At 61.6% G+C, this 17,963-nt stretch carries 18 protein-coding genes; 9 read left to right on the top strand and 9 right to left on the bottom strand.

The genetic code is table 11. The annotated features are described in order from the left end of the window. Positions 1–4: 4 nt before the first annotated feature. The 5 genes from phnE to M0808_RS24585 all read right to left on the bottom strand — a co-directional run bounded on the left by phnE (position 5) and on the right by M0808_RS24585 (position 3,803). A complete protein-coding gene (gene phnE / locus M0808_RS24565; protein WP_003224391.1) occupies positions 5–772 on the bottom strand; it encodes a phosphonate ABC transporter, permease protein PhnE in 768 nt (255 codons plus the stop codon). After that, positions 769–1,596: an ABC transporter permease subunit gene (locus M0808_RS24570; RefSeq protein ID WP_150367874.1), complete on the bottom strand. Its 828-nt coding sequence runs from the start codon at positions 1,594–1,596 to the stop codon at positions 769–771. Before M0808_RS24570 ends, phnE begins: the two co-directional genes overlap by 4 nt. After that, positions 1,590–2,387, bottom strand: a complete 798-nt coding sequence (locus tag M0808_RS24575; RefSeq protein WP_247842690.1) for an ATP-binding cassette domain-containing protein — start codon at positions 2,385–2,387, stop codon at positions 1,590–1,592. The genes M0808_RS24570 and M0808_RS24575 overlap by 7 nt, the downstream gene beginning before the upstream one ends. Beyond that, positions 2,384–3,247, bottom strand: a complete 864-nt coding sequence (locus M0808_RS24580; protein ID WP_223008582.1) for a putative selenate ABC transporter substrate-binding protein — start codon at positions 3,245–3,247, stop codon at positions 2,384–2,386. The genes M0808_RS24575 and M0808_RS24580 overlap by 4 nt, the downstream gene beginning before the upstream one ends. 157 nt (positions 3,248–3,404) lie before the next feature. Beyond that, positions 3,405–3,803, bottom strand: a complete 399-nt coding sequence (locus M0808_RS24585) for a RidA family protein (RefSeq protein ID WP_247842691.1) — start codon at positions 3,801–3,803, stop codon at positions 3,405–3,407. A gap of 122 nt (positions 3,804–3,925) precedes the next feature. Between M0808_RS24585 and M0808_RS24590 the strand changes: the two genes are divergently transcribed. Then, positions 3,926–4,870, top strand: a complete 945-nt coding sequence (locus tag M0808_RS24590) for a LysR family transcriptional regulator (protein ID WP_247842692.1) — start codon at positions 3,926–3,928, stop codon at positions 4,868–4,870. A 74-nt stretch (positions 4,871–4,944) separates the two neighbouring features. Further along, entirely contained in the window at positions 4,945–6,105 is a 1,161-nt protein-coding gene (locus M0808_RS24595; protein WP_247842693.1) for a radical SAM protein, read from the top strand. Here the strand turns inward: M0808_RS24595 and M0808_RS24600 are convergent. Beyond that, complete coding sequence (locus M0808_RS24600; protein WP_247842694.1) at positions 6,087–6,974, bottom strand: LysR substrate-binding domain-containing protein; 888 nt, start codon at positions 6,972–6,974, stop codon at positions 6,087–6,089. The genes M0808_RS24595 and M0808_RS24600 overlap by 19 nt on opposite strands. Before the next feature lie 135 nt (positions 6,975–7,109). On the opposite strand from M0808_RS24600, the gene M0808_RS24605 reads away from it, so the two are divergent. The 5 genes from M0808_RS24605 to M0808_RS24625 are packed head-to-tail and all read left to right on the top strand — an operon-like array spanning position 7,110 to position 12,421. Continuing rightward, positions 7,110–8,162 carry an agmatine deiminase family protein gene (locus tag M0808_RS24605; protein ID WP_247842695.1) on the top strand — a complete coding sequence of 351 codons (1,053 nt, stop codon included), beginning with the start codon at positions 7,110–7,112 and terminating at the stop codon, positions 8,160–8,162. A 3-nt stretch (positions 8,163–8,165) separates the two neighbouring features. Then, positions 8,166–9,074 (top strand): N-carbamoylputrescine amidase, encoded by a 909-nt coding sequence (gene aguB, locus M0808_RS24610; protein ID WP_247842696.1) that lies wholly within the window; start codon positions 8,166–8,168, stop codon positions 9,072–9,074. 1 nt (position 9,075) lies between these two features. After that, entirely contained in the window at positions 9,076–10,179 is a 1,104-nt protein-coding gene (locus tag M0808_RS24615; protein ID WP_247842697.1) for an extracellular solute-binding protein, read from the top strand. Positions 10,180–10,226: 47 nt separating this feature from the next. Beyond that, on the top strand, positions 10,227–11,348 hold the full coding sequence (locus M0808_RS24620; protein ID WP_247842698.1) for an agmatine deiminase family protein: 1,122 nt from the start codon (positions 10,227–10,229) through the stop codon (positions 11,346–11,348). Positions 11,349–11,398: 50 nt separating this feature from the next. Further along, a complete protein-coding gene (locus tag M0808_RS24625; RefSeq protein WP_247842699.1) occupies positions 11,399–12,421 on the top strand; it encodes a GlxA family transcriptional regulator in 1,023 nt (340 codons plus the stop codon). Between the two features lie 25 nt (positions 12,422–12,446). On the opposite strand, the gene M0808_RS24630 is transcribed toward M0808_RS24625, so the two are convergent. After that, entirely contained in the window at positions 12,447–13,481 is a 1,035-nt protein-coding gene (locus tag M0808_RS24630; RefSeq protein WP_247842700.1) for an alpha/beta hydrolase, read from the bottom strand. A gap of 301 nt (positions 13,482–13,782) precedes the next feature. Here M0808_RS24630 and M0808_RS24635 point away from each other — a divergent pair, with 301 nt between their 5' ends. After that, complete coding sequence (locus M0808_RS24635) at positions 13,783–14,196, top strand: cupin domain-containing protein (protein ID WP_247842701.1); 414 nt, start codon at positions 13,783–13,785, stop codon at positions 14,194–14,196. Positions 14,197–14,202: 6 nt separating this feature from the next. On the opposite strand, the gene M0808_RS24640 is transcribed toward M0808_RS24635, so the two are convergent. Next, complete coding sequence (locus M0808_RS24640; RefSeq protein WP_247842702.1) at positions 14,203–15,222, bottom strand: AraC family transcriptional regulator; 1,020 nt, start codon at positions 15,220–15,222, stop codon at positions 14,203–14,205. A 90-nt stretch (positions 15,223–15,312) separates the two neighbouring features. After that, the gene (locus M0808_RS24645) at positions 15,313–16,008 is read right to left on the bottom strand and encodes an SDR family NAD(P)-dependent oxidoreductase (protein ID WP_027613831.1); all 696 of its coding nucleotides are present in this window, start codon (positions 16,006–16,008) and stop codon (positions 15,313–15,315) included. Positions 16,009–16,447: 439 nt separating this feature from the next. Here M0808_RS24645 and M0808_RS24650 point away from each other — a divergent pair, with 439 nt between their 5' ends. Then, positions 16,448–17,944 (top strand): sensor domain-containing diguanylate cyclase, encoded by a 1,497-nt coding sequence (locus tag M0808_RS24650; protein WP_098968397.1) that lies wholly within the window; start codon positions 16,448–16,450, stop codon positions 17,942–17,944. The last annotated feature ends 19 nt before the right edge of the window (positions 17,945–17,963 follow it).

The raw sequence follows: 17,963 nt of genomic DNA on the forward strand, positions 1-17,963 counted from the left end.
CCCGTCAAGCCTTGACCCAACGCTGCCGGCTCCAGGCACTCAGCGAATCCACGCCCAGCACCAGAATCAGCATCGCCAGAATCACCGTGCTCGCCTGCGCTTCCTGAAACAGGCTGAGGCTGACATACAGCATCTGCCCCAAACCACCGGCACCGACGAAGCCCAGCACGCTGGCCATGCGAATGTTGTTTTCCCAGCGATACAGGCAATACGCGAGCAATTGCGGGGCGAGGTTGGGCAGGGTGCCGTAGCAGAACGCGAGCACCGGGTTGCCGCCCTGCAAACGGATCGCTTCGGCCGGTTCCGGCGGGGTGTTTTCCAGCGCTTCGGCGAACAACCGGCCGAGCACGCCGGTGGTGTGCAGGGCCAGCGCCAGGGTGCCGGCGTTCGGGCCTAGGCCGGCGGCGAGCACCATCAGCGCCGCCCACACCAGTTCCGGAATCGCCCGCAGGCCGTTGAGCAACAGGCGCGAAGCGCTTTGCAGCGGCCAGCCGAAGCGTCCGGCGGCGGGCAGCGCGAGGAGGATGCCGAACACCGCCGCGAGCAGGGTGCCGAGGGCCGACATGGCGAGGGTTTCCAGCGAGCCTTTGAGGATCGCCTGCAAATGCGTGGCGCTCAGGTCCGGGCTGAGAAAGCGCTGCGCGTAGGCACCCATCTGCTTGAGGCTGGTGGCGCTGCCGAGTTCACCGAGATCGAGTTCGAGGTAACCGAACGAGGCGATAACCGCGACGCCAATGCCGACGATCAGCAACAGATTGATCAGGCGATTCATGTCAGCCTCCAGCGCAGCAGGCGGCTGAGTTGGTCGGCACCGAGCACCAGAATCAGGAACGTCAGCAACATGCTCGCCACTTCACCGCTGGCGAACATGCGCAATGACAGGTCGATCTGTTGGCCGAGGCCTCCGGCGCCGACAAATCCCATCACCACCGATGCACGAATCGCGCACTCCCAGCGATACACCGTGTACGACAGCAGCTCGGCCGCGACATTCGGCAGAATCCCGTAGGCAAACGCCGCGAGTCGTCCGCTGCCGGCCTGCATCAAGGCGTGCGCCGGGCGTTGGTCGGTGGATTCGAAAATTTCCGCGTAGACCTTGCCGAGCATGCCGCTGTAGGTGATGGCGATCGCCAGCACACCGGCCGCCGGGCCTAGGCCCACGGCACGCACAAACAGCAGTGCCCAGACGATCTCCGGCACGCTGCGCAAGAAGATCAGCAGCCCCCGCACCGGCCAGCGCAGCAAGCTTCCGACCCGACTGGGAATGCCGCTGCGGGACGCCGCCGACAACGACAGCGCGCGGCTGGCAATCAGGCTCGCCGGCACCGCCAGCAGCAGCGCCAGAGCCATACCGGCGGTGGCGATGGCCAGGGTTTGCAGGGTCGCCTTGAGCAGCAACTGGAGAAAATCGTGGTCATGCGCCGGTGGCCAGAATCCGGAGATGAAGCGGCCCATTTCAGTCTGGCTGTCGCTGTGCAGCAGCACGCCAAGGTCCAGTTCGCTGAGCTGGATGCCCGGCCACAGCAGGGCAAGTGCCAGCAGGGTCAGCAGTAATCGCGGCGCGGCAGCAGGGTCGCGTGAATCAGCCCTCAGCATCGCGGGATCTGCACAATCAGCGGCGCACTGGGCGTCGTCGGGCTTTGCAATTGCTCATTGGCGTACAGCGTGTCGAGCATCTCGCGGCTGACCTGTTCGGCCGGGCTGTCAAACAGGATCTGGCCGTCGCGCAAACCGATGATGCGCGGAAAGTGCGCCAGCGCCAGTTCCACTGCATGCAGGCTCGCCACCAGCGTGACGTTGTGTGTCCGGGCGTGCAGCGAGAGGATCGACAGGGTGTGCCCGGCCAGCACCGGGTCCATCGCCGACACCGGTTCGTCCGCCAGCAGAATCTCCGGCGCCTGATACAGCACCCGGGCAATGCCTACACGCTGCAATTGGCCGCCGGACAATTGCTGGCAGTAAGCGAAGAGTTTGTCGCCCAGATCCAGGCGGGCGAGGGCCGCACGGGCGCCGGGAATATCCGTGGGATGCAGCAGATTCAGCAGGCTCTTGCCCAAACTCCATTGGCCGAGTTTACCGGCCAGCACCGCCGTTACCACGCGCTGGCGCGGCGGCAGCGGTGGGGCTTGATGCACCAGGCCGATGCGCGCACGCAGGCGTTGCCGTTGACGGGCCGAGAGATGCCAGGGACGTTCGCCCAGCACCTCGATTTCACCGCTGCTGGGGCGCAACGCGGTGGCCAGCAAGTTCAGCAGACTGGATTTTCCGGCGCCGGACGGGCCGATGATCGCCACCTGTTCGCCCGCGCCAATCTGCAGGTCGACGCCGCGTAGCGCATCGACCCCGTTGACGTGGTGCAGTTTGGCTTGTTTGAGGCTCAGGGTCATTTCAACAGATCGGCAGCGCGAGCAGCTTCCTCGATGCCCTTGTAGTTTTCGGGCTTGGTGTCGATGAAGCGGCTGGCAGCCTGCAGATCAAGAATCTTCTTTTGCTCGGGGTTGGCCGGGTCGAGGTCAAGGAAAGCTTTCTTGATCTTCGCCGCCAGCGCCGGGTCGAGGGTGCCGCGCACGGTCCAGTTGTAATCGAAGTAGGCCGGGGTGGTGGCGAACACGTGGACCTTGCTGGTATCGACCTTGCCGGCGTCTACCAGTTTCTGCCAGACGCTGGCGTTCAGCACTCCGGCATCGACCTTGCCGGCCTGGACCCAGGCGACGGTGGCGTCGTGCGCGCCGGAGTAGGCAACGCGGCTGAAATAGGCTTCAGGCTTGATGTTGTCGTTCTTCAGCATGAAGTAACGCGGCATCAGGCTGCCGGAGGTGGACGACACCGAGCCGAAGGCAAAGGTCTTGCCCTTGAGGTCGGCCAGGCTCTTGACGTTCGGGTCGGCGGTGATGAATTTGCTGGTGAACTGCGCATCCTGCTCGCGCTGCACCAGCGGGATCACCGGGGTGGTGGCGTCGGTCTTCAGGCGTGCCTGAACAAAGGTGAAACCACCCAGCCAGGCCATGTCGAGGCGGTCGGTCGCCAGCGCTTCGACCACGGCCGGATAGTCGGCCACGGGAACGAACTGCACTTTCATGCCCAACTGCTGCTCCAGGTACGCACCGAGCGGCTCGAACTTGCGCAGCAATTCGGTCGGGGCTTCATCGGGAATCGCGCTGACCCGCAACACATCGGCGGCATGCGCCACCAGAGCAGAAAAAGACAGGGCCAGAGCAGCAGTCAGTGCCAGGGTTCGTTTGAGCATGGAAATCTCCGTTTCATGAGCGTCGCATTCTAAGCGCCGCCGGGCGCGGTGTCGCGCGCGGGCGCTCAATCAGGTTAGACGAAACGGCGAGGTTATACGCAGCCGCGCTGTCAAAGGCCAGCAGCGGTGTCCGACGATGTTTTACCCCGGATTACGATCATGGGGTTTTCGGGAGTCTGGCAATCACCTTGATCTCGAACTGAAACCCTGCCAGCCAGGTCACGCCCACCGCAGTGATCGTCGGATACGGTGCGCTGCCCCAGAACTCCGGTACCACTTCCCAGATGGTTTCGAAGGTCGATTGTGGATCGATCATGAACACCGTGACGTCCACCGCATCGGCGAAGCTGCAACCGGCGGCGTCGAGAATCGCATTGAGGTTATTGAACGCCAGGCGCACCTGATTCTGCAGATCCGGCTCGGGCGAACCATCTTCACGGCTGCCGACTTGCCCCGAGACGAACAGAAAACCGTTGGAACGAATCGCCGGCGAATAACGATGGCGCTCGTAAAGCGCATGGCGGGCTGGCGGGAAAACGACGTCGCGCTGGGTCATGGGTGTCTCCATCATTGTTTGCTGGTTGTTGATGGAGTAACTGTAGGGGCTTGCGCCGTGGCGATAAACGCGCAAGCTTGGCGTTCACTGTTTGCAGATTCCAAACAATCCGAGGGCGCAAAGTGGACCGTTTCGATGCAATGCAGGCGTTCGCCCGGGTGGTCGAGGCGGGCAGTTTCACCAAGGCTGCCGAGACCTTGCACATGAGCAAGACCACCGTGACCCAACTCGTGCAGCAACTGGAGGCACGGCTGCGGGTCAAGTTGCTCAACCGCACCACGCGCAAGGTCAACGTCACTGCCGATGGCGCAATCTATTACGAGCGGGTCATCAGGTTGTTGGCCGATATGGACGACGCCGAAACCAGTCTGTCCGGCGCCTCGGCATTGCCCAGAGGACGCTTGCGCGTAGATGTGCCGAGCCCGCTGGCGAGGCTGATTCTGGTGCCGGCATTGCCTGAGTTTCATGCGCGTTATCCGGACATTCAGATCGACATGGGTGTCAGCGACCGCATCGTCGACATCATCGATGAGAACGTTGACTGCGTGGTGCGCGGCGGCGAATTGCTTGATCAGTCACTGATGGCGCGGCGGGTGGCCGATCTTCAGCTCGGGGTTTTCGCCGCGCCGGATTATCTGGCCCGCGCCGGCACGCCGCAGCATCCACGTGAGCTGGAGGACTCGCATCATCGGGTGGTCGGTTTTCTCTGGGCCCGCACCGGCAAACCCGTGCCTTACGCCTTGCACAATGGCAGCGAACACCTGCAGATCAAGGGCCGCCACGTGCTCGCCGTCGATGACGGCAACGCTTACCTTGCGGCAGGTCTGGCCGGCATGGGCGTGCTGTGGTTACCCAGGTACATGTCGCACGCGCATCAGGCTCGGGGCGAGTTGGTGCCGCTGTTCGAGGACTGGCAACTCGAGCCGATGCCGCTCTACGTGGCGTACCCGCCGAACCGGCATATCAGCCAAAAGCTAAGGGTATTTATCGATTGGATCGTGGAATTGATGGCGCACCATGGCAATGGCCCGGAACTTGCTGAGCCGCGCTCCGGGACTGTCAAATAACTAACGAATAACGCCAACCATGACAGTCGCTTGCTCTGGATGCACCGCTATTCACTCAAGGAGCGTCACCCGTCATGAACATGTATATCGATATTGTCGGTGCGTGCAATTTAAGCTGCCCTTCGTGCCCGATGGGCAACTCGGAAAACGTCAACTTCAAGAAAGCCATGCAAGTCGACATGTTCCGCAAGATCGTCGAGAAGGCCCGCAACGAAGGGGTCGAGACGATCTTTCTGTACAACTGGACCGAGCCGTTGATCCATCCGCGAATCGGTGAGTTTGTCGAGATCATCAATGCCGCCGGTTTGCAGAGCGGTATCAGTTCCAACTTGAACCTGGCCAAGAACATGGAAACCGCCATGCTGGCCAACCCGTGGTTCTTCCGTATTTCGTTGTCCGGGTTTTACCAGGAGACTTACCGGCAGGGGCACGTGGGCGGCGACATTGAAGTGGTCAAAGCCAACATGATCAAACTGCATGAACTCAAGCAACAACATGGCTTGAGTACGCGCATCGAGGTTTACTACCACCGTTATCTGGACAACATGGAAGAAGAAGGGCTGATGCGCGAATTCAGCCAGAGTCTGGGTTTCGAGTTCTCCACCGGGTATTCAGTGATGATGCCGCTGGAGAAAACGCTGGCGCTGATCGAGCGCGACCCTTCGGTGACGGATACCGATCATGAAACCCTGAAAAGGCTGGCGCTGCCGCCCTTCGACGATCTGGTCAATCTGGTCCGTCAATATCCCAAGCAAGCGTGCTCGCTCAAGGATGACTGGCTGGTGCTCGACTGCAACGGCAATACCGTTTTGTGCTGTTCCGTTTTCAATCAGAGCGAATACCAGGTCGGCAAGTATCTGGACATGCCTCTGGCGCAATTGACCGGCCTGAAGTCCACGCAGAAAAATTGCGTCGACATGTGCAATCGCTGCGCAAAAAACGGCTTGCACATCTACTCGACCCAATCCAATCGGGGGCCGCTGGAAAGTCACGCCGTCAACCGCATTATCGACTTCCAGCGGCGCACGATCATGGGGCTGCCGGTCGAAAGCGAAAAGCTTGGGCGAACCGGCGAAGTCAGTGCGGAGAACTTCGACGAAGCGCAATACCTGCATATGAATCAGGACGTCAAAAACGCGATTTCCACGGGTGCGTTCACCAGCGGTTATCAGCATTACGTGCTGTTCGGTCGTCTGGAAGGCCGGCTCGGTGCGGGTTATCTCACGGTCGTCTGATCGTGCGGATCAGGTCCCGCCAGTTGGCTTGAAAGCCATTCACTGAAGCATCGCGCCATCGGGTCATTCTCGCTGTCGCGATGGGTCAGCAGCGCCCAGTTCGGGCCACGAATGGTTTGCTCCACCACGGGCTGTAACAGCCCGTTTTCCTGCGCCTGACGGCTGAGCAACTGGCTGACCAGCGCAATCCCCAGCCCCGCCGCAGCGGCATCGAGCAACAAGCCCGGATCGGAAAAATTCAACCCATGATCCTGCTGCCCGACATCGACGCCGGCCTCCACCGCCCAGTGGCTCCAGTCCATTTCCCGCTCACCGTGCAGGGTGGTGCGCTGCGCGGCGGGCTGCGCCAAAACGCTGGGATGACACGCCGGAAACAGGCGGTCGGCATGCAGCACCTTGAAGCTGCATTCAGCCTGGGAGCTGATGTCGTCGCGCACCGCCAGATCGATGGTTTGCGTGGCCATGTCCGGTACTTCATCGGTGCTGAAAATCCACAAATCGACTTGCGGATGCTGGCGCCGAAAATCCGCCAGACGCGGCAGCAACCAGTGCCGGGCAAACGCCGGCGTGGTGTTGAGCACCAGTTGATTGGGCTTCTGATATTGCCCCAGACGGCGGATGCCGACCGCCAGTTGCTGCAGCATCGCCTGGGTGGTGCTGAGCAGATCGTGGCCGGCATCGGTCAGCGCGACACTGCGACCGTTGCGAAAGAACAGCGGCTGTTCGAGGTACGCTTCGAGGCTGCGAATCTGCTGGCTGATCGCCGATTGAGTAAGGCTCAACTCATCGGCCGCCTTGTGAAAACTGCCGAGGCGCGCAGCCGCTTCGAAGCCGCGCAGGGAGCTGAGCGGCGGCCAGTGTTTGAGCATATTGATAAGTTCCTCTAATCAGTTGTGCGCTAAATCCATCGTTTGTTGCTGCGATTTCAGCGCCGTAGCATTCACCTCACGCCAAATCCCGGCAATTTCCATTGAACACAATGGCTTAATCGAGAGGTGCTTGTCATGCCGCGCAACGAGAATAACAACAACGCTTGGATGATGCCTGCCGAATGGGTGACGCATGCCGCGACCTGGATGGTCTGGCCGCACAACAAGGCGCTGTGGGAGTCAGGCTGGCGCGTGACATTGCCGCAGGTGCAAGAGGATTTCGCCCGGGTCGCCAACGCCATCGCCCGTTTCGAACCGGTGAAAATGGTCGTTGATCCTTCGGCGCTAGCGAGCGCCAAAGCGCTGTGCGGGCCGAACATCGAGCTGATCCCGCTGGTGGTCAACGACAGCTGGTGCCGCGACTCTGGCCCGAGCTTTGTCTGCCACCCGCAACAAGGGCTGGCCGGTGTCAGCTGGCGCTTCAATGCCTGGGGCGGCAAGTCGGCGCATGAGCTGGACGAAAGCCTGGCGCGGCGCGCACTCAATCATCTGGGGCTGGAATGCTTCGGCACGCCGTTGAGCAACGAGGGCGGGGCGATTCATGTCGACGGCGAGGGCACGCTGATCACCACCGAGTCGGTGCTGCTCAACCCCAATCGCAACCCGGGCATTGGCAAGGCCGAAATGGAGGAGATTTTCAGCCGTTTGCTCGGCGTGAAGAAAACCATCTGGCTGCCGGGCGACCCGGATTACGTCACCGGCGACATGACTGACGGTCACGTTGATGGCGTCTGCGCCTTCGCCCGTCCCGGCGTGTTGCTGGTGGATGCGACCCACGACCAAAGCTCGGTGTACGCCGAAGTGGTCCGCGAAAACCGTCGTGCGCTGGAGTTGGCGACCGACGCCCAAGGGCGCCGGTTCGAGTTGATCGAACTGTTCGAAGCCAGCGAAGCGGTGGACAGCGACGCCGAAGTGTTCTGCGCCTCGTACACCAATTTCTACATCGCCAACGGCGCGATCATCATGCCGGCCTACGGCATCGAGGCCGACGAGGTGGCCGCCAAAGTGCTGGCGCAGGCGTTCCCCGGACGCGAAGTGGTGCCGGTGCGCATCAATCATCTGGCTCATGGCGGCGGCGGGGTGCATTGCATCACTCAGCAGCAACCGGCCTGGCCGGTGGAGGGTTGAGTGATGAGCCATCTGACCATCGCCACCACCCAGATGTCGTGCACCTGGGATCTGCCGCGCAACCTCGATCAGGCCGAGCAACTGGTCCGCGACGCGGCCGCGAAGGGCGCGCAGGTGATCCTGTTGCAGGAGCTGTTCGCCACGCCATATTTCTGCATCGAACAGAGCCACAAACATCTGGCGCTGGCCGAGGAGTATCGCGACAGCCGCGTGCTGCAGCGTTTCGCTGCGCTGGCCAAAGAGCTGGGCGTGGTGTTACCGCTGAGCTGGTTCGAGAGGGCCGGCAACGCCTTCTTCAATTCGTTGAGCGTGGCCGATGCCGACGGGCGCCTGTCGGGGGTGTACCGCAAAACCCACATCCCCAACGCCATCGGCTATCAGGAGAAGGAATATTTCAGCCCCGGCGATAGCGGTTTCCGTGTTTGGGACACCGCGTTCGGCCGCCTCGGCGTGGGCATCTGCTGGGATCAGTGGTTTCCCGAGACCGCGCGTTGCCTGGCGTTGATGGGCGCTGAAGTGTTGCTGTTTCCCACGGCCATCGGCTCTGAGCCGGGTTGCGCGGCGCTGGATTCGCGCGATCACTGGCAGATGACCATGCGCGGCCATGCCGCCGCCAATCTGCTGCCGGTGGTGGCGGCCAATCGGGTCGGGCGCGAAGTGGCGAGCACCGATCCGTCGCTGCAGATGAGCTTCTACGGTTCGTCGTTCATCAGCGATCACAAAGGCCAGTTGCTGGCCGAAGCCGACCGCGACAGCACTGGCGTGCTGGTGCACCGCCTCGATCTCGACGCGATGCGCGAAGAGCGCCTGAGCTGGGGCATTTACCGCGACCGCCGGCCGGACATGTACGGCGCGCTGCTCAGTCAGGATGGTCGCCACCTTCATGCACGCTGGAACGCTCAAGGGGTTTGATATGGCTACGCATCACAAACGACTGTTCGGCGTTCTGGGCCTGGCGCTGACCTGCGTGATTCCGGCGCTGCATGCCGAGGACAAAACCCTGCGGCTGTACAACTGGGCCGATTATTTTGCCGAAGACACCCTGAGCCGCTTTACCGCGGAAACCGGGATCAAGGTGATTTACGACGTCATGGACGGCAGTGAAACCCTCGAAGCGAAGATGCTCTCTGGCGGCAGCGGCTATGACCTGATCTTCCCCGGCGACACTGTGGCCGAGCGCCTGATGCGCGCCGGCAGCCTGATGCCGCTGGCCCCATCGAAGCTGACGGCGCTGGCCGACATCGAGCCCGGTTTGCAGAAACTGCGCAGCCACTACGAGCATTCCAGCCAGGCCACCGTGCCTTACACCTGGGGCACCATCGGCCTGACCTACAACGCGGCGCAGATCCAGCAGCGCGTGGCCGACGCACCGGTCAACAGCCTGGACATGCTGTTCAAACCGGAGTTGGCGGCGAAGTTCGCCGACTGTGGAATTTCGCTGATCGACTCGCCGGATGAGGTGCTGGCGGTGGTGCTCAATTATCTGGGCCGCGATCCGCGCAGCGCGAAACCGGCGGATCTGGCAGCGGCCAGTGAGGTGCTGATGAAGCTGCGGCCTTACGTGCGCAAGTTCCAGTCGCAACCGGTGACCGATCTGGTCAACGGCAACCTGTGCCTGTCGCTGGGCTACAGCGGCGACATGACCCAGGCCCAACGCACCTCGGACAGTGCCGGCAAGACCACCCGGTTCGAGTACCGCATCCCTCGCGAAGGCACCACGGTGTGGATGGACACCATGGCGATTCCCGTCGATGCGAAACACCCGGAGTACGCCTACGCGTTCATCAATTTCGTGATGCGCCCGCAGAACATGGCGGCGATCAGTAACTTCACCGGTTACCCGACTTCCAACGCCAAGGCGCGGGACAGCGTCGACGCCGCGATGCGCAATAACCCGGACATCTACCTCGACGAGGCGACCTATGCTCGATTGATCCCGGGCAAGGACATCCCCCAGGCCGACATGCGCGCACGGATGCGCACCTGGACCAAATTCAAAACCGCCACTCAGCCATGATTCAACCGCCGGCGCCCGGTCGCCGGCCCTTTTCAGGAAAACCAGATATGTCGACGCGTCGTGAATTCATCAAACAGGTATCGGTCGCCGCAGGTATCAGCGCTGCGGTCATGGGCCTTGGCCTGACGCCGGGCAAATTGCTGGCGGCCAGCGCGGGGGATTGGTTTATGCCCGACGAGGGCGACAAGCACGAGCGCGCCTTCATCGCTTTCGGCGCACAGGATGCGATCTGGGAAGATATCACCGCCGATGTGCAGGCTGCGCTGGGCCGCATCGCCCGCACCATTGCCCGTTATGAGCCGGTCACGGTGTTGTGTCGCAGTGGCGAACGCAGCCTCGCCGAAGAGTATTGCGGCACCCGCAACGTCACCTACGTGACCGCCGCGCTCGACGACATCTGGATGCGCGATATCGGCGCCAATTTTGTCATCGATGACAAAGGCGGGCTTGGCGCGGTGGACTTCAATTTCAACGGTTGGGGCGACAAACAGCGGCACAGCAAGGATGCGAAAATCGCTGCGCGAGTGGCCGCCGATGCACAGGCGACCTACCTGCGCAGTGAACTGGTGGGCGAGGGCGGCGGCATCGAAGTCGACGGCCACGGTACCGGGATCATGACCGAAAGCAGCTGGATCAACAGCAACCGCAATCCTGGCTGGAGCAAGGCCGATGTCGAGGCTGAACTGAAGGAGCGTCTGGGCCTGCGCAAAATCATCTGGCTGCCGGGGATCAAGGGCAAGGACATCACCGACGCCCACGTCGATTTCTATGCACGGTTCATCAAGCCCGGTGTGGTGATCGCCAACCTCGACAGCGACCCTGAATCCTACGATCACCAGGTCACGCTGGCGCACCTGGAGATTCTCAGGAAAGCCACCGACGCTGATGGTCGCAAACTGCAGATCCACACGATTTCGCCGCCACTCAAGCCGCGCAAGAGCAAGTTCAACCAGAACAACCCGGACTTCGCCGCCGGTTACATCAACTACTTCGTGATCAACGGCGCGATCATCGCCCCGGAATTCGGTGACAAGAAGGCTGATAAAAAGGCTTATGACCTGTTATCGAAGCTGTACCCGCAGCGCAAAGTCGAGTTGCTGAACATCGATGCGATCGCTGCCGGTGGCGGCGGGATTCACTGCGTGACCAGTCATCAGCCGCAAGCGTGATTGACTCTTTGGCCCATCAAGCCAACTATCGGCGCATAACAACATGACCGATGGGCCAGACCTTGATCGAACGACGTCAATTCAGCGGAGGCATGAAGGGTAAAAACCTCCGCTATCTGAATGAGCAAGCCGCCGAGACCCGCATCACCCGCACCGGTTTCCTGTTGCTGGAACACTTCTCACTGCCGGCCTTCACCCAGGCGCTGGACACCATTATCACCTCCAACCTGTTACGCGCCGGACTGTTCAGCTCGCGCACGTTCGGGCTGGGCGAGGGTGAAGTGATCAGCGATCTGGGGCTGGTGATTCGCCCGGATGCGCGGATTGACGCCGCCAGCCTTGCGGATCTGGACTTGCTGGTGGTGTGCGGCGGCTACCGCACTGAGCTGAAGGCCAGCGAGGAGTTGAACAGCCTGCTGCGCTCGGCGGCGGAGCGCGGGGTCAGTCTGGCCGGTTTGTGGAACGGTGCGTGGTTTCTCGGCCGCGCCGGACTGCTCGATGGTTATCGTTGCGCGATCCACCCGGAACACCGTCCCGCACTCACGGAAATTGCCAAAGCCACTCAGGTCAGCAGCGAACCTTATGTGATCGATCGCGACCGACTCACCGCGTCGAGTCCGTCCGGGGCTTTCCATATGGCGCTGGACTGGATCAAGAGCCTGCACGGCAAGGCGCTGGTCGAGGGCATCGAGGACATTCTGGCGTTCGAGGAGTCGCGGTATCGGCGGATCAAACCGGATGAAAACCTCTGCGTCAGTGCACCGTTGCGCGAGGTGGTCAAGCTGATGGACGCCAACCTCGAGGAACCGCTGGAGCTGGAACAACTGGCGGTGTACGCCGGTCGCTCGCGGCGACAACTGGAGCGCTTGTTCAAGGAGCAACTCGGTACCACGCCGCAGCGCTATTACCTGGAACTGCGCATCACCGAAGCCCGGCGCCTGTTGCAGCACACCGAGCTGTCGCAGATGGAAGTGCTGGTGGCCTGCGGTTTCGTTTCGCCGAGCCATTTCAGCAAGTGCTACAGCGCGTTTTTCGGTTATCGACCGTCCAGGGAAAAACGCCTGGTCAAGTAGACCGAGGCGTTTTCTGCCTTCGACCTCAGAGGTGATCGGCGTCGATCACTGCCTGAGCAAACGCATGCGGATCCTCCTGCGGCAGGTTGTGGCCGATGCCGCCGTTGATCAGGCGGAACTGGTACTTGCCGGTGAAACGCTTGGCGTAATCCTCGGGCGCCGGGTGCGGCGCGCCGTTGGCATCGCCCTCGAGGGTGATGGTCGGCACGCTGATGGTTGGGGCGCTGGCGAGTTTCTGCTCCAGCGCCGCGTATTGCGGTTCGCCCTGCACCAGGCCCAGACGCCAGCGGTAGTTGAACACGGTGATCTCGACGTGATCGGGGTTTTCCAGCGCTTTGGCGCTGCGGTCGAACGTGGCGTCATCGAAGGCCCATTTCGGGGAGGCGAGCTGCCAGATCAGCCTGGCGAAGTCGTGGGTGTTTTTACGGTAACCGTCCCGGCCACGGTCGGTGGCGAAGTAGAACTGATACCACCACTGCAATTCGGCCTTGGGCGGCAACGGATTTTGCCCGGCAGCCTGATTGCCGATCAGGTAGCCGCTGACCGAGACCAATGCCTTGACTCGATCCGGCCACAGCGCCGAGACGATGTCTGCCGAACGTGCGCCCCAGTCGTAACCACCGAGCACCGCTTGCTTGATGTTCAGTGCATCCATGAAGTCGATCACGTCGCTGGCCAGCGCCGCAGGCTGGCCGTTGCGCAGTGTCTTGTCCGAGAGGAAATGCGTGTCGCCATACCCCCGCGCATACGGCATCAGCACCCGATACCCCTTGGCGGCGAGCACCGGCGCGACCTCGTCATAGCTGTGAATGTCGTACGGCCAGCCGTGCAGCAGAATCACCACCGGCCCCTGCGCCGGGCCGGTTTCGGCGTATGCCACATCCAGCAACCCGGCCTTCACATGCTTGAGCGGGCCGAACGGCGAGGGCGCGGAATAGCTGACGTTGTGGTCGCCGGTTGCCGGCTGCGCGGCGGCGGCCGCTGGCATTTGCGTCGCCGCCAGCGCGCCGAACAGCGCCACGGCGAGGATGTTCATACGGTTGAATGCTGCGTTTTTCATGCTGAAGTCTCCTTGGCAATCCTGTCGGGGGGAGGTGCGGGCTGAGCCCGGCAAACCTTGCAGGCATTTGAACGCCGGGACGTATCTGGTCCATGTCGAAAAAGCGCGATGATTCAAGTTCATGTATCGCCGGGGCATCTGTACACACTGTGATACACAGCCGGTGTGCTTTGTATGGCCGTGTATCCAGCTCCGCACGTGATACACGGCGAGACCAAACGCGGGTTTTTCGACACATGGCCGCTACACCCGGCAGTCACAGTGCAGGCCTTCACACCATGACTGTCGAGAGGGCAATTGCATGCAACGCACACTGATTCTGGCCACTGTGGCCGCACTGGTTTCATTCACCGGCCTGGCGCAGGCGGCAGACGCTCAAGCCATGAGCTGGCAGCAGGGCCTGAGCCGTACCGACCTGATTCGTCAGGACCTGGGCGACGCGGATCGCGAGGTGATACAGGCACGTATCGATTTCGAACCGGGTGTCACCGCGCCGCGGCATGCGCATCCGGGTATCGAGGTGGCGCACGTGCTCAGCGGCACGCTGGAGTATCAACTGGAGGGGCGGCCGGCGGTCACGCTAAAGGCCGGGGACTCGCTGTTCATCCCGGCAGGTGTGGCCCATGTGGCGAAGAATGTCGGCCAGGACCAAGGTGTGGAACTGGCGACCTATGTGGTGAAAAAGGGTCAGCCGCTGCTGCAGCTGAAACCGTGATCGGGCTTATCTGGCGCGCAGCAACTTGCGGTAATCCACCGGCGAAATCCCGCGGGCCTGACGGAAGGAATGGCTGAAAGAACTGGCCTGCGAGTAACCCAGCATCAGGGCGATGTTCATGATGCTGGTCTCGGTGCGGCGCAGGTAATGGTCGGCCAGTTCCATGCGCATAGTTTCCAGCACCTGATTGAAGTTTTCCCCTTCGGCCGCCAGTTTGCGCTGCAAGGTGCGCGGCGAAATCGCCAATTGCCGGGCCAGGCTTTTCAGGCTGAAATCACCGGTCGGCAATTGCTCGGTGAGCAGCGCGCGCAATCGATCTGTGACCGAAAACGCCGGATACGACAGGCACAACTGCCAGTCCGCCTCCAGCAGCATGCTGCGATGCATGCGCGGGTCGGCGCCCTGGATCCGCGTCGAGAGCGTCGACTCGGCGAACACCAGCGCATTGCATCCGGCCTCGAACTGCACCGGACAGCCAAAGAAGTGTTCATACAGCGCCGGTTCGCCCACCGCCGAATGCATCATCCGGACTTCCAGCATCGGCTGATTACTCGCGATCAACCAGCGACCGAACGCTGCCCAGCCGACCATCAGCGCTTCCTGATGCAGGGCGCAATAGGGCTCCAGTTCACTGATGCGTTGATCTTCGAGAGTCACGCGGCCGTCGCCGATGACGATTCGGGTCTGGCTGGACGGACTGTCGTAAACGATCTTGCCGAAACGCAGAATCATGTTCAGCGATTCGCCCAGTGTCGCGCTGGTCATCAGCACATAACCCAGCGCGCCATAAGTGCCCGGGCGCACGGCGGCGCCGACCAACAGGCCGAAATGCGGCAGGTTGCTGCTGAGCGCCGCCAGTTCCAGCAAGGCACGCAGTTGGCGCATGGGAATGCGCACGATCGAGTCGGACAACTGCTCGCGTGAGAGTCCGGTCTGCTGCAACAGCCAGTCGCCATCGCAGCCGTATTGTTCGGCGACATCAAGGACGTGGTTAACGAAGGCAGCGCTGGAAGTGGCGGGTCGCATGGGGGGAGGGGAAGTCCGGTAATCCGGTGATCTTGCTTTTCCGAAAGGTGAAGAAAGCGACGTCGCCAAGGCGCGCGGCGTCGATAGACCCTACATGCGCCCGATCACCGGAATACCGGTGCCAGTGACGGCCGACGCTTGTTCCGAGATCAGAAACAGAATGACCGCCGCCAGTTGAGCGGGCGTCACCCAGCGCTGATGCTCGGCGTCGGGCATGGCTTCACGGTTTTGCGGGGTGTCGAGCACGCTCGGTAACACGGCATTGACCGTGATGCTCATGTCCTTGAGTTCTTCGGCGAGGCTTTCGGTCAGGCGCAAAACGCTGGATTTCGACGCGGCGTAAGCGCCCATGCCCAGCCCGGCCTTCGCCGCCATGCTCGATCCGATATTGACGATGCGTCCCGCCGAGGATTGCAGCAGCAATGGCAGCAAGGCTTTGCTGGCGTTCAATGCGGTTCGAAGGTTCAGCGAGTAGAGCCGATCCCAGGCCTCTATCGCACTGCCCAGCAACGGCTCCCACGCATAGCCTCCGGCGCCGTTGACCAGGGCGTCGAGGCGTCCGAAATAGCGATTGATCTGGTGGGCGACTGCCTGGCAATCGGCAAGGGAGGTCAGATCGATGCCGGACAGGACCAGTCGATTGTGGGAACTGGGCATCGCCATCGTCGCCTGATCGATCAGCACCAGATCCGCGCCCTGGGCTGCGGCCATGTCCGCCAGGGTCTCGCCGAGATTCCCCAGGGCGCCGGTAATCGCCACAACGCGCCGTGAGAGTGACTGAGTCATCAAGAGTCCTTTCCTTTTTAAGGGCGCATACTCTAATGATATCGGTGGCCCGTGGCATGCTTTTGGATGTCAACTTGTTGTGCAAAAGTGCCAAAATTTTATGCTTGGCAACACATCACGAAAGGGTCGTGAAACAGGCGTCAGAAAGTTGGCTTCTGACGGTGGGCGCCAAGCGGATTCTGAAAGCCTGGCGATGGTTTGGTCTGGCATTCTTGTCGCTGTTTCGCCAAGCGCAAAGCCTGTCCTGAAGTCTTTAGCACGCTTTTTCCGGACGACGCAGCGCAAATCGGAAGTATGTCTTTTTTGCGCGACATAATCTGTTGCTGCAGCAAGCCAGTGCTGCTTGTATCCTTGCGCGCGACAAGGACACGCGGCTGCAGTCATCGAGTCGGTCGACCCGCCGCAGGAACGGAAACCGGACTTTCCCAAAGGTAGTAATGTGAAGCGTGATACCCGCCTGGTTGTGCTTTTGTTGTTGGTGATCGGTTGTTCCCTCGGGTCACTGACGGTGTGGAAAGTATTGGCCTCTCGAGAGCGCGCACTGGAGGAAGTCAACGTTCATGGCTTGAACCTGACCCAGGCGCTGGCGACTTATTCCGAAGGGATCGTCCGCCAGAGTTCGTTGCTGTTGCTCGGGATCGTCGAACGTCTGGAAACCGAAGGCAGTGGCCCCGCGCAGATCCAGCGTCTGAGCGCACTGGTCAATCGCCAGGAACCGCTGATGCCGCAGCTCAGCGGCATCACCATCTACGACAATCAGGGCCGTTGGCTGATGTCGTCCAACCGACCGATCCCGGCCGGGGCCAACAGCAGTGATCGCGTCTACTTCACCCATCATCGTGACGACCCGAGCCGCGAGACCTTTATCGGTCCGCCGATCCAGAGCCGCTCCAATCAGGAGTGGGTGATCACCGTCAGTCGCCGTTTCAATGACGCGCACGGCGAGTTTGCCGGTGTGGTGGCGGTGACCCTGGGAATCGAAAACTTCCTGCGCCTGTTCGGCAAGATCGACGTCGGGCAGGAGGGGGCCATCGGCTTGTCCTACACCGACGGCACGTTGCTGGTGCGCTATCCCTTCCGTGAGCAGGACATGGGCCGCAATTTTTCCAAGTCGCCCATCTATGCGAAGTATCTGGTCGATCGATCCGTCGGTACCGCGTCGTTTACCTCCAGCCTCGATGGCGTCGAGCGGCTCTACGCTTTCCGCAAGAGTGATCGGCTGCCGCTGATCACCACCGTCGCCCTCGGCAAACGCGAAGCCCTTGCTGCGTGGCGCATGGAAGCCTGGCTGTCGGCAGTGGTGGTCACGGGGCTGCTGGGGCTTACCGGGCTCATCGGCTGGTTTCTGATTCTCGATATTCGCAGGCGTACCAGGGCTGAAGATCAATTGCGCGGGACGCAGCAGCAGTTGCTTTCCTCCAATCGTCAGCTTGAGTTACTGGCGATGAAGGACGCCTTGACCGGTCTGGCCAACCGGCGCTGCTTCGATGAGAGCCTCGCCATGGAAGCCCGGCGCGCACAACGTGACGGCACGACGCTGGCGTTGCTGATGATCGATATCGATTACTTCAAGCTGTTCAACGACTCGTTCGGGCATGTCGCCGGCGATGCCTGCCTGCAGAAGGTCGGCACAATCCTCGAAGGTTGTGTGCGGCGCCCGTCGGATCTGGTAGCGCGTTACGGCGGCGAGGAGCTGAGCGTGATCATGCCGGCCACCGACAGTGACGGTGCTGCAGTGGTCGCGCAGTTGATCCTCGAACGCTTGGAGCAAGCGAACATCGCACACCCATCCAGCCCATTCGGCCGGCTGAGTGTGAGTATCGGCATCGCTACGGCCTCGGGGGCGCAACTGCAATCCTTGCAAGGGTTGATCGAGGTCGCCGATCAGGCGCTGTATAACGCCAAGACGCTGGGGCGTAACCGGTTTGTGAAGTGATCGGTGGGCGTTAATCCGA

The organism is Pseudomonas sp. MWU12-3103b (assembly GCF_023100615.1).
GTDB lineage: Bacteria > Pseudomonadota > Gammaproteobacteria > Pseudomonadales > Pseudomonadaceae > Aquipseudomonas > Aquipseudomonas putida_A.

Coding starts and splice junctions, on each gene's coding strand:
- phnE (WP_003224391.1), bottom strand. CDS start 772: ATGAATCGCCTGATCAATCTGTTGCTGATCGTCGGCATTGGCGTCGCG.
- M0808_RS24570 (WP_150367874.1), bottom strand. CDS start 1,596: ATGCTGAGGGCTGATTCACGCGACCCTGCTGCCGCGCCGCGATTACTG.
- M0808_RS24575 (WP_247842690.1), bottom strand. CDS start 2,387: ATGACCCTGAGCCTCAAACAAGCCAAACTGCACCACGTCAACGGGGTC.
- M0808_RS24580 (WP_223008582.1), bottom strand. CDS start 3,247: ATGCTCAAACGAACCCTGGCACTGACTGCTGCTCTGGCCCTGTCTTTT.
- M0808_RS24585 (WP_247842691.1), bottom strand. CDS start 3,803: ATGACCCAGCGCGACGTCGTTTTCCCGCCAGCCCGCCATGCGCTTTAC.
- M0808_RS24595 (WP_247842693.1), top strand. CDS start 4,945: ATGAACATGTATATCGATATTGTCGGTGCGTGCAATTTAAGCTGCCCT.
- M0808_RS24600 (WP_247842694.1), bottom strand. CDS start 6,974: ATGCTCAAACACTGGCCGCCGCTCAGCTCCCTGCGCGGCTTCGAAGCG.
- M0808_RS24605 (WP_247842695.1), top strand. CDS start 7,110: ATGCCGCGCAACGAGAATAACAACAACGCTTGGATGATGCCTGCCGAA.
- aguB (WP_247842696.1), top strand. CDS start 8,166: ATGAGCCATCTGACCATCGCCACCACCCAGATGTCGTGCACCTGGGAT.
- M0808_RS24615 (WP_247842697.1), top strand. CDS start 9,076: ATGGCTACGCATCACAAACGACTGTTCGGCGTTCTGGGCCTGGCGCTG.
- M0808_RS24620 (WP_247842698.1), top strand. CDS start 10,227: ATGTCGACGCGTCGTGAATTCATCAAACAGGTATCGGTCGCCGCAGGT.
- M0808_RS24625 (WP_247842699.1), top strand. CDS start 11,399: ATGGGCCAGACCTTGATCGAACGACGTCAATTCAGCGGAGGCATGAAG.
- M0808_RS24630 (WP_247842700.1), bottom strand. CDS start 13,481: ATGAAAAACGCAGCATTCAACCGTATGAACATCCTCGCCGTGGCGCTG.
- M0808_RS24635 (WP_247842701.1), top strand. CDS start 13,783: ATGCAACGCACACTGATTCTGGCCACTGTGGCCGCACTGGTTTCATTC.
- M0808_RS24640 (WP_247842702.1), bottom strand. CDS start 15,222: ATGCGACCCGCCACTTCCAGCGCTGCCTTCGTTAACCACGTCCTTGAT.
- M0808_RS24645 (WP_027613831.1), bottom strand. CDS start 16,008: ATGACTCAGTCACTCTCACGGCGCGTTGTGGCGATTACCGGCGCCCTG.